Raw genomic sequence first — 15521 nt, forward strand, 5'->3', positions numbered from 1 at the left:
GTGGGGGATACTGTGCGACGCTCGGACTCCGGCGTCGAACACCCCCCGCCGCACCGTCCCGAAACGGCCCTGCCTCCGCACACCACCGCCCCCGCGGAGACCCCCGGGGCCTCCGCGCGGTCGTGGCATCCACGGACGACTCGCACCTCACGGAGCGTACCGGAGCGGTCTGCTGACAGCCTGTCGCGACAGGACCGGCACGTTTGATCGACTACGCAGCGCTACGGAACACGGCGCCGTGCAGCCGGGCCGTCACGCGGAGAGCGGCTCGCCCGCGTCGTCCAGCGCCGAGTCGAGGTCGCCGTACACGTCGAAGAGGCGGCGCACCCCCAGCGCGGAGAGCACCCGCTCGACGTGCGAGGGCCCGGCGACCCCCGCGACGCAACCCCCGGGGAGCACCAGGCGCAGCCGGCCGCCGCAGGAGCGCAGCAGCCGGCGGGCGGCGATCAGCACGCCCACCCCGGTGGAGTCGCAGATGACCACGTCGCTGAGGTCGATGACCACGTCGCGGCGCCCCTCGGCGACCGCCTCGTGCAGCCGGCGGCGCAGCTCCGGTGAGCTGAGCAGGTCCATGTCCCCGCACATGCGCAGCACGTGCCAGTCGCCCCGCTCGATGCTCCAGGTCCTCAATGTCAACTTCCGGCCGCCGTGTCCCCGTTGTCGTATCCCACCGCCTGCCCCACCGACCCGACACGAAACGCCTCCCCTGCACTACATTCGAGGGGACCGCAGTACGGGATGGGGACCGGTACGCAGAAGGGGGGCCGACTTGACGTACCCGACGACCGCGATGGCGCAGCCGCACGACGCCCGGCGCTGGGACCGCAAGATGCAGCAGCGCCTGACGCGCGGCGAGGCCGCCGCCCTCGGCGAGCTGTACGACCGCCACGCCTCGATGGTCTACGGGCTGGTCCACCGCGTACTGGGCGACGACGAGGCCGCCCAGGAGATCACCGCCGACGTCTTCGCCTACCTCTGGCAGCACCCCGACGCCTACGACCCCGCGCGCGGGCAGCTGCGCTCCTGGTTCGCGGGCCTGGCCCAGAAGCGGGCGGTGCGCCGGCTGCGCTGGGACGAGCTCAACGAGCACAAGGAGCACGGCCGCACGCCCACCGCCGCCGAGGAGCGCGAGGCCGAGCGGCGGATCCGGCTGCTCGGCGCGCACGCCCGCGCCGACTTCATCGTGCAGTCCATGCCGGCCACCCTGCGCGCCTCGCTGGAGCTGGCCTACTTCCAGCGCCGCGACTACCGCCAGGTGGCCGCCGAGTTCGGCATCACCGAGGCCGAGGCCCGGCGCCGGCTGCGGCTGGGCCTGCAGCTGGTGTCGAGCGCCGACACACCGGCGGGCGGCGGGCGCCACGACGGCCAGGGGCGCGTGGACGCATGAGCATGGGGCCCTACGACCATCCGCTGCTGAAGTCCCTGCTGGGGGCGTGGGCGCTGGCGGCCTGCTCCCCGGAGGAGTCGGCGGCGGTCGAGGCCCATCTGACGGACTGCGGCGAGTGCGCGGAGGAGGCGGTGCGGCTGCGCAGGGCCGTGACGATGCTGCACCCCCAGGACGGCCTGGACCTGGATCCGGGGCTGCGGGTGCGGGTGCTGGACTTCGCCCGCGCGCGGCGCCGCCCGCTGCTGCCCGTCCCCGGCTGGGCCACCGCCTACGACGCGGAGACGGCCCGACTGGACGCGCTGCTGGCCGATATGGGCGAGGCGGAGTGGGCCGCGCCCGTCGCCCTGACCTGGTTCGACGGTACGGCCACCGCCCGCCGCGAGACCTCCGTGGCCGGGGTCATCGGCCATCTGCTGGCCGTCGACGGGCTGCCCGCGCTCGCCCTGGGCCTGCCCGACCCGCTGCGGCGCGGCGGCGCGCCCCCGGGCCGGGCGCCGCAGCCGCCGATCACCTCGCCCGACGCCCGTACCGAGGCGATCTGGCGCGAGGCCGGCTCCGACCCGGCCCTGCAGCGCCGGCTCTCCCCCGAGCTGCGGCGCAGCCACGCCGGGACGATGCGCGGCGTGTGGCGCGAGCAGACCTACGAGCTGGTCCGCCACGCCTCCTTCGCCGCCAAGCAGGTCGCCGACCACCCGGTGCCGTACGGGCCCGGGCTCAGCCTCCCGATGCGCGAGGCCTTCACGGACCGGGCCTTCGAGACGTGGATGCACGCCTGGGACATCGCGGAGGCGATCGACTACCCGTACACCGCCCCCGAGCCGCACCACCTGCACCGGATGATCGACCTGGCGGCGCGGCTGCTGCCCCCGGCGCTGGCCGAGCGGCGGCGCCGGGGGCTGGCGGACCCCCCGGCCGGGCTGCTGGCGGCCGGGGAGGAGGGGCGCAGCCTGCGGCTGGAGGTCGAGGGCCCGGGCGGCGGGCAGTGGTTCGTCGCGCTGGACTCGCCCGGCGCGAGCGCCTCCGCGAAGGGCGAGGTGGCCCATCTGGCGCTGGAGGGCGTGGAGTTCTGCCGGATAGCGGCCGGGCACCTGGCGCCCGAGGAGGCGGCGGCGGGCAGCGACAGCGACGCCCGCGCGGTGACCGAGGTGCTCTACGCGGCGGCGTCGCTGAGCCGGCTGTGACCGGTCCGCGCCGGCGGGTCAGGTGAAGACGACCGTGCGCGCCCCGTTGAGGAGGATCCGCCGCTCGCTGTGCCACTTCACCGCGCGCGCCAGCGCCCGGCACTCCACGTCGCGGCCGAGCGCCACCAGCTGCTCGGGGGTGACGTCGTGGCCGACGCGCTCGACCTCCTGCTCGATGATCGGGCCCTCGTCGAGGTCGGCCGTCACGTAGTGCGCGGTGGCGCCGATGAGCTTCACCCCGCGCGCGTGCGCCTGGTGGTAGGGCTTGGCGCCCTTGAAGCTCGGCAGGAAGGAGTGGTGGATGTTGATGATCCGCCCGGAGAGCTGCTTGCACAGGTCGTCGCCCAGGACCTGCATGTAGCGGGCCAGCACGACCAGTTCCACGTCCTCGGCGCGCACCACCTTCAGCAGCTCCGCCTCGGCGCGCTCCCGGCTGGAGGCGCTCACCGGGATGTGGTGGAAGGGGATGCCGTACGAGTCGGCCAGCTCGCGGAAGTCCGTGTGGTTGGAGACCACCGCGGCGATCTCCACCGGCAGGGCGCCGGTGCGCGCGCGGAAGAGCAGGTCGTTGAGGCAGTGTCCGAAGCGGCTGACCATCAGCAGGATCCGCATCCGGGCGCGCGCCCCGCCGATCTCCCACTCCATCTGCCAGGAGTCGGCGACGGCGGCGAAGCTGGCGCGCAGCCGCTCCAGGGTGACCTGGGAGCCGGCGGAGAAGTGGACGCGCATGAAGAACAGGCCGGCGGCGCGGTCGCCGTACTGCTGGCTGTCGACGATGTTGCAGTCGGTCATGAAGAGGTAGCTGGACACCGCGTGCACGATGCCCTTCCGGTCCGGGCAGGACAGGGTCAGGACGTACTCCACCTGCTGCTCTGCGGGCTGCTCCGCGAGGGGCCCGGCTGCCTGGTCAGCGCTCATGCGCACCACCTTCGCACACCCGGTGCGCAGGCGGTGCGCCGTCTCACGCGGCGCCGGTGACGATCGCCAGGACCTCCAGGGACCTGGGCGCCTCGTCCGGGTCGTCGCCGTCGTTGCCGGCCAGGCGTACGTGCGCCTCGCGGGCCGCGCGCAGCGCCTCGGGCCAGCCGTGGTGGGCCAGGTAGTCGGCGACGGGGGCGTCCGCGCCGACCTGGTGCATGATGCGCAGCACCCGCAGCACGGCGACGTCCACCAGGGCCGCCTCCTGGGAGTCGCGGAAGATCGTCCCCACGTACTTCTCGGCCGACCAGTTGTCCAGCCAGGTGTCCTCCACCAGCCGGTAGACCGCGTCGGTCACGTCGCCGTAGCCGGGGGTCCCGGCCCCCCAGCACTCCTGCTGGAAGGACGCGTCGGAGAGCATGTGCAGCGCCGAGCGCACATTCGCGCGCCAGCGCCACCAGGGCATGTCTTGGATGGGCATGCCTCCCATCCTGCTGGACCGGCGCCCGGCTCGGGAAGACGTTTCGGAAGCTTGCATGGGCTCGATCGTATGCGGGTCGATCAGGCGCGCCGTGCCGCCGCCTGATCGGATGGGTCACAGTTGGGTGGACTGGCGGGTGGGCAGGCCGTACCTGCGGGCCGTCGGGTTCCACAGCTGGGCCGCCTGCTGCTTGTTCTGGGAGGCGATACCGCTCTGGCGGTCGCCGGAGCGCTTCTCCGAGGTCGTACGGGCCTCGCGGTCGTCCTCGTCGTCGTCGCCGCAGCCGCGCTTGCCGCGCTTCATCTGGTCCGCCCAGTTCGCGTAGTGGCTGTCGGCGGCGGCGGAGGCCCGCCAGGCGGCGGTCAGGCTCTCGGAGAGCCGGGCGGAGTCGGGGACCTTGTCGATCGGCAGCGCCTGGAGCCGGGTGACCAGCGCGGTGCGCTGGCGGGCGGCGGCGCGCAGGTCGGCGGCGGCGCCGTCCAGGTTCTCGCACTGCTTGATGTCCTCGACGGCGCGGATCACGGAGGTGCGGCTGTCGTTGCTGGTCGCCAGCAGCCGGCTGAGCTTCTCGGCCTGCGCCTTCGCCGGGTCGGCGGGCTTGGCGGCCTTGGTCGGGCCGGTCGAGGGGTCCGCGCTGGCGGTGCTGCTCGCACCGGCCTTCGGGTCGTCCCGCTCCCCGTCGCCGCCGCTGAGCAGCCAGCCGGCGGTGAGGCCGATCACCACGCAGGCGGCGGTACCGAGGGCGACCAGCGCCCAGCGGGGCACGGAGGGGCGGTCGTCCTCCTCGTACGCGCCCGGGCCGCGCCCGTCGCCGCCGCCCCGGTAGGGGGGCGGGCCCTCCGCCTCGACGCGGGGGAGCTGCTGGGTGGAGTTGGGGTCGCCCGCGGCGGCGGAGGCGCGGTGGTCGCGGTAGAGCGCGTCGAAGTGGTCGACGGCGTGCCGGGCGCGCGGGCCCTCCTCGTACGCCTCGGGCGCCTGCATGCGGTATCCGGCGCCCTGGTCGGGGACGGGCGGTATGAACTGGGTGGCGTCCGCGTCCTGCGGCCCGGCGAGGGGCGGCGGCCAGCCGTCGGTGACCGGCGGGATGAACTGCGTGGCGTCGGCGTCCTGTCCCCCGGCGGGGGGCGGGGGCGCGGACCAGTCGCCGGGGACGGGCGGTATGAACTGGGTGGCGTCCGCGTCGGAAGGGCCGGGGGAAGGGTAGGAGCCCTGGTGGCCGGTGCCTCCGTAGCCGCCCTGCCCGGGGTGGTACGCGTGACCGGGCGCGGGATGCTGAGCCGGGTTCTGCGTGGGGTTCTGCGCCGGGTTCTGCGCGGGGAAAGCCTCGGGGTACGACGGCTCTCCGGGCGGCACGCTCCCCCACGGCTGCCCGCCCGCGGGCGCGGCGCCCTGGTGATCCCCGCTCGTTGCGCTGTGCGACACCGGACTCTCCTCGTAACCCCGACGCAAGTCAAAACCCTCCCCGGTCGGGCTACGCTACCTGCTTCCCGCGGCGGCGGGCGACGTGCCGATGCCCGCCAGCCTCTCCTGGAACTCCCGTACCGCGGACGCCTCGCTGTGGGGTCGCAGGAGTTGGGCCAGTTCCGCCACATATGCCGTCGCGCGGGCCGAGCCCAGGTCGCCCAGCAGCTCCACCGCCTGCAGTCCCGTACCGCAGGCCCGCTCGATCTCCCGCTGCTCCGCCTGCGCGGAGGCCAGCAGCGCCAGGTCGATCGCCCGCCGGCGCACGCGCCCCGGCGGATGCCCCGCGAGTGCCTCCTGCGCCCGGCGCGCGGCGGCGGCCGGCTGGCCGAGGTCGCGGTGGCAGTGCGCCAGCTCGTCGGCCAGGTAGGCGCGGTCGAAGTGCGCGATCCACACCGGCTCCGGTCCGGTGCGCGCCTCCGCCCGCTCCATCGCCGCCAGCGCCCGCCCGGCCGCCTCCTGGCAGCCGGCGGCGTCCCCGGCCGCCGCGGCGGCCCGCGCCTCGGTGGCGTGGAAGAGGGCCAGCGCCCGCGAGCCGACCCGGTCGCGGGTGCCCTCCAGCGCGGTGCGGGCCAGCTGGCGCGCCTCGCGCGGGCTGCCCAGCACGGCGGCCAGCCGGCTCATCCCGGCGCACAGTACGTACCCGCCCAGCCCCCGGTCGCCGCCGGCCTCCGCCAGGCGCAGCGCCTGGATGTAGTAGCGCAGCGCCAGCGCCGGGCGGCCGGCGTCCACGGCCATGGAGCCGGCCAGCTCCGTCAGCCGGGCGGCCGCCGCGTACAGCTCGCGGGCGGTCGTGCGCTCGCCGGCCTCCTCGCGTACGCCGCCGAGCAGCGGGCCGACGACGGAGTCGAGGTAGTGCACGGCGATCGGGCGGATCAGGGCGCTGCCGTGGCGCCGGTCGAGGGTGACGAGGCGGTCGGTGGCCATCCGGACCGCCGGCACGTCGCCCCGGCCGGGCGGGGCGGGGCGCAGTCCGGCCGGGGGGCGCGGGGGGTGGAGCGCCGCGGTCGCGGCCTGACCCGACCGCGCGGCCTGACCCGGCCGGGGCGCCGCCTCGCCGATCAGCCAGTCGCGGCTGGGCTCGACGAGCACCGCGGCCAGCGGGGGCGCCTCGCTGAGGAAGGGCTGGCGCGAGACGTCGCCGCGCCACAGCCGGCGCGCCTGGTCCACCGCCTCCGCCGGGCCGGCCGCGTACCCCAGCCCGATCGCGGCGGAGAGGCGGCGGCTGTCGGACATGCCGATCTCCTCGACCGTCACCGGGCGGCCCATCTTGCGCCCCAGCGCCTCGGCGACCATCGCCGGCGTGCGGCCGCGCGGCTGCTGGCCGCGCAGCCAGCGGGCGACGGAGGTCTTGTCGTAGCGCAGGTCCAGGCCGTGCTCGGCGCCCACTATGTTGACCCGCCGGGCGAGGCCGGCGTTGGAGCAGCCGGCCTCGTGGACCAGGTACCGCAGTCGTTCGTTCGGCTGGCGCGTGATGATCGGCCTCGCGGCCATGCACGACCCCCTGAGGGACGGAGAGTCACCGGTCGATGGCGAACCGCCACCGCATAGGTGATCATTGCCCCGTACCGGGCGGGGAAACTCACGCATCGCCGACTGCCCCTGTGCGCCCCGGGTCCTTCGGCGCGCCTCCCGTAACCCCCGACCACGCGGGGAGTTGTGATTCCCGTGAACGACACCGCGCGAGCCACCGCCCCCTTCGCCCGCACCGCCACCGGTCCGGCCGGCGCCCCTCTTCCCGACCGCCCCCTCGCCGCCGCGCTGGGGTACGTGGAGCAGCGGCACTGGGAGGTCGTCCCCGGTGCCTGGCTGGAGTACGGCGCGGGCGCGGAGTGCTGCTCCTGCGGCGATGCGGGCTGCGCGGCGCCGGGCGCGCACCCGATGCGCCCGGACTGGAAGGCCGTCGCCACCGCCAGCCCCACCACCGTGCGCCGCCTGTGGGGCCGCGCGCCGGACGCCGCCGTGCTGCTGCCGACGGGGCGCGCCTTCGACGTGGTGGACGTCCCCGAGGCGGCGGGCTGCCTGGCGCTGGCCCGGCTGGAGCGCACCCAGGTGCCGCTGGGGCCGGTCGCGGCGACGCCCCGGCGCCGGATGCTGTTCTTCGTCCTGCCGGGCGCGGCGGGCAAGTGCGCGGCGCTGCTGGGGCGGCTCGGGTACGGGCAGTCGCCCCTGGACCTCACGGCGCACGGCCCGGACAGCTGGATCCCGGCGCCCCCGACGCGGATGGGCGGCAGCGCCCGCGTGCAGTGGGCGCGGCGGCCGACGGTCTCCAACGCCTGGTTCCCCGACCTTGAGGACCTCATCAACCCGCTCGCGTACGCCTGTTCGCTGGAGCGGGTGCCCGCCGGGGTCCGCTGACCGGCTGGTCGCGCGGGCCGTACGGGCCGGGACGGCAGCCCGGCGACGGCGTGCGGGCCAACACCTATCGTTGCGTCCATGACTGATGACATCCCCACGGGGGCGCCCGCGGTGCGGGTCGAGGGTTTGTGGAAGCGGTTCGGGGAGCAGGTCGCCGTGGCCGGAGTGGACCTGGAGCTGCCGGCGGGGCGGTTCGTCGGGCTGGTCGGGCCGAACGGGGCGGGGAAGACCACCACGCTGTCGATGGTGACGGGGCTGCTGCGCCCGGACTCGGGCCGGGTGCTGATCGGCGGCGCGGACGTGTGGACGGACCCGGCGGCGGTCAAGTCGCGCATCGGGGTGCTGCCGGAGGGGCTGCGGCTCTTCGAGCGGCTCTCCGGGCGTGAACTGCTGGGCTACATGGGCCGGTTGCGCGGTCTGCCGGGCGCGGAGGCCGACAAGCGCGCCGGCCAGCTGCTGGACGTACTGGACCTGGCGGGTGCGCGGCACAAGCTGGTGGTGGACTACTCGACCGGCATGCGCAAGAAGATCGGGCTGGCGGCGGCGCTGCTGCACAACCCCGAGGTCCTCTTCCTGGACGAGCCGTTCGAGGGGGTGGACCCGGTGTCGGCGCAGACCATCCGGCAGGTGCTGGAGCGCTACACGGCCTCCGGGGCGACGGTCGTCTTCTCCAGCCACGTGATGGAGCTGGTGGAGTCGCTCTGCGACTGGGTGGCCGTGATGAGCGCGGGCCGCATCCGCGCCCAGGGCCCGCTGGCCGAGGTACGGGGCGCGGCGGCCTCCCTGCAGGACTCCTTCCTCGAACTCGTCGGCGCGCACGGCCGCGACGCCGGGCAGAGCCTCGACTGGCTGGGCGGTGCGGCGCGTTGAGCACGCGGACGGGCACCCCGACGAGCACGCCGGCGGTCCCGGGGACGAGCACGCCGGCCACCCCGGGGACGGTCGCGCTGACCGGGACCTTCGCGCGGCTGAAGCTCGCGCTGCTGCGCAACGGGCTGCGCCAGTCGGCCGGCCGGCGGGCGCTGTTCGTCACCGCGGCGGTGCTGGTGGCGCTCTTCGCCGCCGCGCAGCTGCTGGGCCTGGTCCTGCTGCGCGGGCACGACCACGCCGGGGCGCTGGCGGTCTGCCTGGTGGGGCTGCTGGCGCTGGGCTGGGCGTTCCTGCCGCTGTTCTTCCCCGGCGGCGACGAGACGCTGGACCCGACCCGGCTGGTGATGCTGCCGCTGCGGCCGCGCTCGACGGTCACGGCGCTGCTGCTGACCTCGGTGATCGGCATCGGCCCGCTCTTCACCGTGGCGATGGTGGCCGGTGCGGTGGTCGCCGCCGGCCGGGGCGCCGCGGCCGGGGTGGTGGCGGTGGTGGCCGGGGTGCTGGCGGTGCTGGTCTGCCTGGCGCTGGCGCGGGCGGTGGCGACGGCCAACGTCGGGCTGCTGACCAGCCGCAAGGGGCGCGATCTGGCGCTGCTGAGCGGTCTGCTGGTGGCGGTGGGCGTCCAGGCGGTCAACCTGGGCATCCAGCGGCTCAGCGGGCCGGGCAGCGGTCTGGACGTACTGGAGCCGATCGCCCGGGTGCTGCGCTGGGTGCCGCCCGCCTCGGCCGTGGACGCGGTAGGGGCCGCGGGCGACGGCGCCTGGGGGCGCGCGGCGCTGGGGCTGGGCCTCACGGCCGCCGCGCTGGCGCTGCTGCTGTGGTGGTGGGAGCGCGGGCTGACGAAGCTGATGACCGCGCCCGACTCCTCCACGCTGCGGGCCGCGGAGCCCGCCGCCACGCGCGGGGGCGGGCCCGGCCGGGGCGCCTGGGCCGCCCGCCTGCTGCCCGCCGACCGCAGCGGCCCCGTCATGGTCCGCTCCCTGCGCTACGCCTGGCGCGACCCGAAGACCCGGTCGGCCTGGGCCTCGGGGATGGGCGTGGGGCTGCTGATCCCGGTGGTGACGGTGGTGCAGGGCGGCGGGAGCATCTACGTGGCCTGCTGGGCGTCGGGGATGCTCGGGCTGCAGATGTACAACCAGTTCGGGCAGGACTACTCGGGCTTCTGGCTGGTCGCCTCGACGATCTCCGGCCGCGAGGACGCGTACCTCGAACTGCGCGGCCGGGCGCTGGCGCTGCTGGCGGTCGCGGTGCCGTTCGTGGTGCTCGTGGTGGTGGGCGGCGCGGCGCTCGTCGGCGACTGGGCGGCGCTGCCCGAGGCGCTGGGGATCGCGCTGGCACTGCTCGGCGCGCTGGTGGCGACGGGGGCGCCGGCCTCGGTGCGGCTTCCGTACTCCGTCCCGCAGGACAGCGGCTTCAGGAACGCCGCTCCGGGCCAGGGCGCGCTGGCGGGCTTCAGCATCTTCGCCGGCATGATCGTGGGCGCGCTGCTCTGCGCCCCGGTGGTGGCGCTGACGGTCTGGCTGCACGTGGCGGACCTGCACGGCTGGCTGTGGCTGGTCCTCCCGCTGGGCGCGGGCTACGCGTGGCTGCTGGTGGCGGGCGCACTGCGCCTGGCGGCCCCGCAGTTGGCACGCCGGCTGCCGGAGATCCTGGCGGCGGTGAGCCGCTGACCGCCGCTGGTGTACGTACGCAGAAGCCGCACCCTCGCGCCGGGGGTGCGGCTTCTGCGTGTCGGTGCGGCGCCGTCAGCACCAGGGGACGTAGTCCACGTTCTTGACGTACCGGGCCGTGACGTAGTCGCCGTCGCGGAGTTTGAACCAGATGCCGTTGCCCAGGACGTCCGTGCCGCAGACCTTGCAGACGAGGTCGATGACCTCGCTGCGGCCGACGTTGCCGCGCCAGGTGGAGCCCACGTGGCTGGGCGCGGAGCGGATGTTGACGCCGCCCTTGGCGACGACCACGCCGCGCGGGTAGCCGTCGCCCCAGGTCTTCACCGATCCCGGCTGCGCGGCCGCGGCGGCGGGCGCGGCGCTGAGCAGCCCCGCGACCACTGCCACCGACGCGATCAGCGCACTCTTCCGATGGAACACACCGTTGAACACAATTGCCCCTTGACAGTCCGTCTGACAGTCCGTCGGACGAGATCTCCCTCTCGCCCGTTTTGTATGACTATCTGACCGCAGACTGCCGTTTTCCCCGGCTCCCCCCGGGTTTTCCCCCGTTCGACACACGGGACTCACACGTCCGGCAGCATGTCGCGCGCACCGAACTCCCGGGCGCGCTCGCCCCGGAGGCGACTACGCGACCGGGTGGAGCACCTCGTCCAGGAACGGCTGCACCACGCCGCGCCAGCCCTCCGGCGAGTCGTAGTGCACCAGATGGCCCGCGTCCGGGATCTCCGCGTACCGGCCGCGGGGGAGGACGCGGACCATCTCCATCGCCTCCGCGCGGCCCAGCTCGCCGTCCAGTCCGCGCACCACCAGCGTGGGGCACCGGACCTGGGCCAGCTCCTCCCAGTGCGCGTCGTGCACCCACGTCTCACGGGCCGTCAGCATCTGGCGGCGGGAGAAGACAGGGCGCCAGCCGTCCGAGCGCTCGGCCATCACCTCGGCGAAGAAGGCGCCGCGCGAGGGGCGGGGGCGCTCCAGCGTCGGGTCCTCCTCGCCGAACCAGCGGCGCACGTCCGCGAGGGCGGCGAAGGGGACGGGCCAGGAGCCGAACCACTCCTCCCACTCGCGCTGCGAGCGCGCGCCCAGCGCGGAGGCCCGCATGTCGCAGATCACCAGCGCCCGGACCAGCTCGGGGCGGCGGGCCGCCAACTGCCAGGCGGTGAGGGCGCCCATGGAGTGCCCGATCAGGGCCACGGGCGCCAGGTCAAGCTGCTCGACGACGGCCTCGGCGTCCTGGACGAAGGCGTCGCGGCCGTACGGCCCCTCGGCGGGCTTCCCGCTGCGGCCGTGGCCGCGCTGGTCCACGGCGACGGCCCGGTAGCGCCCGGCCAGCCAGCGCGCGGTCGGCGCCCAGTGGGAGGCGCGGCCCATCAGCCCGTGGAGTAACAGCACGCCGGGGCGCTTCGGTTCGGGGTGGACGCGGGGGGCGGACCCGGCGGCAGAACCCGAGCCCGGCCCGCCCCCGCGCGGGGAGGGCAGGCCCTTGGGGTATCCCCTGCTCGAAGAGCTCGGGGAGGGGTCGGCGTACTCCCAGGCCGCCAGGCGCACTCCGCCCGCGCCCGTGACATCGATACGGCGCACCATCTGCCGGCACCCCCTGCTCTCCGCGTCCAGGCCGCCCGGTCCGATCCGGGCGCCCGCCCCCAGGGACGGCCGCCCGGATCCGGGCCGACCTCAAACTATCGAACTTTCATTCGAACATTCGGCTCCGACGCCCTGAACCCCACTTTCGGGTGACCACGCCCCAGGGTTCGCGGAGCCCCTCGCGGGGATGACTGAAACCGGGAGGCGGACCTGGGGAGGCCGCCGCGGGGGACGACCCTGGGAGCTCGGGGCTCCGGGTCGGCGAGGGGAGGCGGGACCCCGGCGGCGCCAGGCGCCGGGGCCCGTATCCCCATCCGCCCCTATGCCTACCCGCACAACCCCCTCCGCACAGCCCGCCGCGCTACCTCTTCGCCACGAAGACGTGCGAGGCGATCTCCGGATCCAGCTCCGCCGCCTCGCCGCCGCTGCCCACGAGCACCCCGCCGGCGGAGGCCGTCACACTCACCACCGCGCCCGGCCGCACGCCCGCCCGGCGCAGGGTGTGCATCAGCTGGGCGTCGGTCTGCACCGGCTCCCCGATCCGGCGCACGAAGACGGACTTGCCCTCCGCGCCCGGCTGCAGCTCCATGAGGCTGACCATCCCCTCGTCCAGGAACGGGTCGGCGGTGCCCTCCTCGCCCAGCTCCTCCAGGCCCGGGATGGGATTGCCGTAGGGCGACTCGGTGGGATGCCCCAGGATGTCCAGCACCCGGCGCTCCACCGCCTCGCTCATCACGTGCTCCCAGCGGCACGCCTCCGCGTGCACCTGCTCCCACTCCAGCCCGATCACGTCGACCAGCAGGCACTCGGCCAGCCGATGCTTGCGCATCACGCGCGTGGCCAGCCGGCGGCCCTGGCCGGTCAGCTCCAGATGCCGGTCCCCGGCCACCGTCACCAGTCCGTCGCGCTCCATCCGCGCGACGGTCTGGCTCACGGTCGGCCCGCTCTGGTCGAGCCGCTCCGCGATACGCGCGCGCATGGGGACCACGCCTTCTTCCTCAAGCTCGAAGATCGTGCGGAGATACATCTCCGTGGTGTCGATGAGTCCGGACATGCGTGCCCCTCGGATACGTGGTGCGGTGGCCGTGCCCCCAATTCTTGCGCATCCCACCGACAACCGGGCCGGGCATGCGCAACGGGGCCGCGCGGACGGGGCCGGACCGGGACGGAACGGGGCGTCCTGCGCGGGCCCTGCGACCCTCCCGTCCCACCGGGTTCGTCCGGCCCGGGAATTCGGCCCGGGAGTTCAGCCCGGGTGCTCATCCCAGGAGTTCCGCCAGATCCAGCGCCGTCGCCACCCGGGCCGCCACGTCCTCCGCGTAGCGCGCGTCGTCGCGGCTGAAGGAGCGGCGGACCCCGCCGCGCAGGAACGTCAGCGCGCCCAGCGTGCGGCCCCGGCTGCGCAGCACCGTACACAGCGCGTGGGTGGCGCCCTCGGGCCAGCGGCGGGCCTGGGCCCAGCCCTGCGCCACCTCCGGATCCGCACCGGCGCACCCCGCCCGCACCGAGCCGCAGCGCTCCAGCGCCTGCAGCACCGGATGCGCGGCCGGATAGCGCATCGCCACCCCCGACCAGGGCCGCCCGCCCGTCGGCAGGCACGGGCCCGGCCCCTGCGCCGGGGTGGCGGCGGCGCGGATCAGGCGGCGCGGGGCCTCCTGGCCGGACTCGCGCGCCTCGGGGGGCAGCAGGTCGACCAGGGCGTGGTCGGCGAAGCCGGCCAGCGCGAAGTCCAGGTAGACCGTCGCCGCCTCCACCGGGTCCTCGCACTCGGCCGCCGCCCGCCCGGCCCGGTGCAGCTGGTGCTCGCGGAAGCGGGCGACCGCGGCCTCCTGCTCGGCCGTCTTCGTCTCCGTCACGTCCTGGAAGAGCCAGCCCACCCCCAGCGGCACCGCCTGCTCGGCGAGCGGCGAGGACAGCCGTACGAAGGCACTGCGCCAGCAGCGGCGCTGCGGCTCGCCGCCCGCGCCCCCCGCACCCCCTTCCAGGGCCCCCGCACCCCCCGGCTCCGCGCCCTCGCCGCGCACCGCCACCCACAGATCGGCCGGCGCGGACGGGGTGGTGCGGGCCAGGGCGTGCTGCAGGGCCGACTCCAGCTCCTCCGCGCCCTGCTCCAGCAGCTCGCCGAAGGGGCGGCCCAGCAGCGCCGAGGGGCCGGCCCGCAGCGCCCGCGCCGCCTGGGCGTTGGCCACGGCGGGGCGCAGGTCGACGTCGACCAGGACCACGCCCCAGGCCGCGTCCTCGAAGAGCGCCTCGCTGAGCGCGATCGAGCGCTCCAGGTCGATCTGGGCGTGCACCTCGCTGAACGCGCAGTACACCCCCGTGGGCTCACCGCCGGCCGTGGTCACCGCCGCGGCCTGCATCCGCACCAGCACGCGGCGGCCGTCCTTGGTCAGCAGCGCGAACTCGTGCACCTGCCGGCCCGGCGCGCCCATCACGCCCAGCAGCCGCTCGCGCACCTCCTGCGCGTCGCCGGGGAGCACCGCCCAGCCGGCGAAGCCGCGCCGGCCGACGGCCTCGCGGGCGCTCCAGCCCAGCAGGTGCTCGGCCTCCCTGTTCCAGTGGGTGACCACGCCCTGGGCGTCGAAGGCGCACAGCGCCGCGTCCATTCCGTCCAGCAGGGCGGAGAGGAGGTCGGGGGTCGGGGGCGGCTGCGCCGCGGGGGGCTGCTCGCCCGGGCGGTCCGTATGGCGGGTCGCGCTCATCTCCACCCCCAGCGTGGGCCGGCTACCTCCGATCATTCAACTCGAAAGTGACCTGGCCCACACCCGGTTCGCCCAAATGTTTAACCTGTTGATACCTGCCGGGGGTGCGCGAACTCCCTTTCCGCGGGCGGCAGTACACCGGCTCGGGACGCACGGGACCCCAGGGGCCCTCAGGGGCCCTCAGGGGCCCTCAGGGGCACAGCCGGTCCACCCGCCAGCCGCCGTCCTGCGCCTCGTACCGCAGGCGGTCGTGGAGGCGGTTCTCGCGGCCCTGCCAGAACTCCGCGCTCTGCGGTACGACCAGGAAGCCGCCCCACTCCGGGGGCGCGGGGATCTCCTCGCCCGGCGGGTGGCGGAGCTCCACGTCCGCGTAGAGGCGCTCCAGTTCGGCGCGGGAGGCGATCTTCGAGGACTGCTCGCTGGCCCAGGCGCCGAGCTGGGAGCCGCGCGGGCGCTCGCGGAAGTAGGCGGCGGTCTCCGCGCGCGCGACGCGCTGCGCCGTACCGGAGACGATCACCTGGCGGGCGATCGGGTGCCAGGGGAAGAGGAGCGAGAGACGGGGGTTGGCCGCCAGCTCGCGGCCCTTGCGGGAGCGGTAGTTGGTGTAGAAGACGAAGCCGCGCGGGCCGTACTCCTTCAGCAGCACCGTGCGCGAGCTGGGCCGCCCGTCCGCGTCCGCCGTGGAGACGACCATGGCGTTGGGCTCGTAGACCCCGCTGCGCACGGCGTCCCTGAACCACCGGTCGAACTGCTCCATCGGCCCGGCGGCCAACTCCTCCTCCGCCAGCCCCGCCGAGCGGTACTGCTCGCGCATCGCGGCCGGGTCGTAGGAACGGGCGGCGGGCTCGCTCTCGTCGTCTCGCACGGGCCCATCCTGCCGTACGGTCCGCGCGCCGCCGGCGCAGTCTG

Annotated in this window: 15 protein-coding genes; 5 read left to right on the top strand and 10 right to left on the bottom strand. The window is 75.4% G+C overall.

All coding sequences use genetic code 11. The annotated features are described in order from the left end of the window. Positions 1 to 252: 252 nt before the first annotated feature. Positions 253 to 636, bottom strand: a complete 384-nt coding sequence (locus tag ACFQLX_RS13425; RefSeq protein WP_386414712.1) for an STAS domain-containing protein — start codon at positions 634 to 636, stop codon at positions 253 to 255. Positions 637 to 790: 154 nt separating this feature from the next. Here ACFQLX_RS13425 and ACFQLX_RS13430 point away from each other — a divergent pair, with 154 nt between their 5' ends. Continuing rightward, the gene (locus tag ACFQLX_RS13430; RefSeq protein ID WP_386414751.1) at positions 791 to 1387 is read left to right on the top strand and encodes a sigma-70 family RNA polymerase sigma factor; all 597 of its coding nucleotides are present in this window, start codon (positions 791 to 793) and stop codon (positions 1385 to 1387) included. Next, positions 1384 to 2568 carry a zf-HC2 domain-containing protein gene (locus tag ACFQLX_RS13435; RefSeq protein ID WP_386414714.1) on the top strand — a complete coding sequence of 395 codons (1185 nt, stop codon included), beginning with the start codon at positions 1384 to 1386 and terminating at the stop codon, positions 2566 to 2568. Before ACFQLX_RS13430 ends, ACFQLX_RS13435 begins: the two co-directional genes overlap by 4 nt. A gap of 18 nt (positions 2569 to 2586) precedes the next feature. Here the strand turns inward: ACFQLX_RS13435 and purU are convergent, their stop codons facing one another. Genes purU through ACFQLX_RS13455 form a run of 4 tightly spaced genes read right to left on the bottom strand, consistent with a single transcriptional unit; the run spans position 2587 to position 6922 of the window. Continuing rightward, the gene (gene purU, locus ACFQLX_RS13440) at positions 2587 to 3486 is read right to left on the bottom strand and encodes a formyltetrahydrofolate deformylase (protein WP_386414715.1); all 900 of its coding nucleotides are present in this window, start codon (positions 3484 to 3486) and stop codon (positions 2587 to 2589) included. A 43-nt stretch (positions 3487 to 3529) separates the two neighbouring features. Next, the gene (locus ACFQLX_RS13445; RefSeq protein ID WP_386414716.1) at positions 3530 to 4024 is read right to left on the bottom strand and encodes an SCO4402 family protein; all 495 of its coding nucleotides are present in this window, start codon (positions 4022 to 4024) and stop codon (positions 3530 to 3532) included. A gap of 57 nt (positions 4025 to 4081) precedes the next feature. After that, positions 4082 to 5389 carry a hypothetical protein gene (locus ACFQLX_RS13450; protein WP_386414717.1) on the bottom strand — a complete coding sequence of 436 codons (1308 nt, stop codon included), beginning with the start codon at positions 5387 to 5389 and terminating at the stop codon, positions 4082 to 4084. A gap of 54 nt (positions 5390 to 5443) precedes the next feature. Then, complete coding sequence (locus ACFQLX_RS13455) at positions 5444 to 6922, bottom strand: transcriptional regulator (RefSeq protein WP_386414718.1); 1479 nt, start codon at positions 6920 to 6922, stop codon at positions 5444 to 5446. Positions 6923 to 7096: 174 nt separating this feature from the next. On the opposite strand from ACFQLX_RS13455, the gene ACFQLX_RS13460 reads away from it, so the two are divergent. The 3 genes from ACFQLX_RS13460 (at position 7097) to ACFQLX_RS13470 (ending at position 10326) form a co-directional block, all read left to right on the top strand. Beyond that, positions 7097 to 7786: a bifunctional DNA primase/polymerase gene (locus ACFQLX_RS13460; protein WP_386414719.1), complete on the top strand. Its 690-nt coding sequence runs from the start codon at positions 7097 to 7099 to the stop codon at positions 7784 to 7786. Between the two features lie 78 nt (positions 7787 to 7864). Then, the gene (locus ACFQLX_RS13465; RefSeq protein WP_386414720.1) at positions 7865 to 8656 is read left to right on the top strand and encodes an ABC transporter ATP-binding protein; all 792 of its coding nucleotides are present in this window, start codon (positions 7865 to 7867) and stop codon (positions 8654 to 8656) included. Beyond that, positions 8653 to 10326: a transporter gene (locus tag ACFQLX_RS13470; protein ID WP_386414722.1), complete on the top strand. Its 1674-nt coding sequence runs from the start codon at positions 8653 to 8655 to the stop codon at positions 10324 to 10326. Before ACFQLX_RS13465 ends, ACFQLX_RS13470 begins: the two co-directional genes overlap by 4 nt. 75 nt (positions 10327 to 10401) lie before the next feature. On the opposite strand, the gene ACFQLX_RS13475 is transcribed toward ACFQLX_RS13470, so the two are convergent. From ACFQLX_RS13475 to pdxH, 5 genes are all read right to left on the bottom strand, one after another. Next, the gene (locus ACFQLX_RS13475; protein WP_386414724.1) at positions 10402 to 10758 is read right to left on the bottom strand and encodes an SH3 domain-containing protein; all 357 of its coding nucleotides are present in this window, start codon (positions 10756 to 10758) and stop codon (positions 10402 to 10404) included. 195 nt (positions 10759 to 10953) lie between these two features. Further along, positions 10954 to 11910: an alpha/beta fold hydrolase gene (locus ACFQLX_RS13480; RefSeq protein ID WP_386414725.1), complete on the bottom strand. Its 957-nt coding sequence runs from the start codon at positions 11908 to 11910 to the stop codon at positions 10954 to 10956. Positions 11911 to 12271: 361 nt separating this feature from the next. Then, positions 12272 to 12964: a metal-dependent transcriptional regulator gene (locus ACFQLX_RS13485; RefSeq protein WP_386414726.1), complete on the bottom strand. Its 693-nt coding sequence runs from the start codon at positions 12962 to 12964 to the stop codon at positions 12272 to 12274. A gap of 205 nt (positions 12965 to 13169) precedes the next feature. After that, positions 13170 to 14612, bottom strand: a complete 1443-nt coding sequence (locus ACFQLX_RS13490) for a PAS domain-containing protein (protein WP_386414752.1) — start codon at positions 14610 to 14612, stop codon at positions 13170 to 13172. 190 nt (positions 14613 to 14802) lie between these two features. Further along, the gene (gene pdxH, locus ACFQLX_RS13495; RefSeq protein WP_386414753.1) at positions 14803 to 15426 is read right to left on the bottom strand and encodes a pyridoxamine 5'-phosphate oxidase; all 624 of its coding nucleotides are present in this window, start codon (positions 15424 to 15426) and stop codon (positions 14803 to 14805) included. Between the last annotated feature and the right edge of the window lie 95 nt (positions 15427 to 15521).

It is taken from the genome of Streptomyces polyrhachis (assembly GCF_042663125.1).
GTDB classification, from domain to species: domain Bacteria; phylum Actinomycetota; class Actinomycetes; order Streptomycetales; family Streptomycetaceae; genus Streptomyces; species Streptomyces polyrhachii.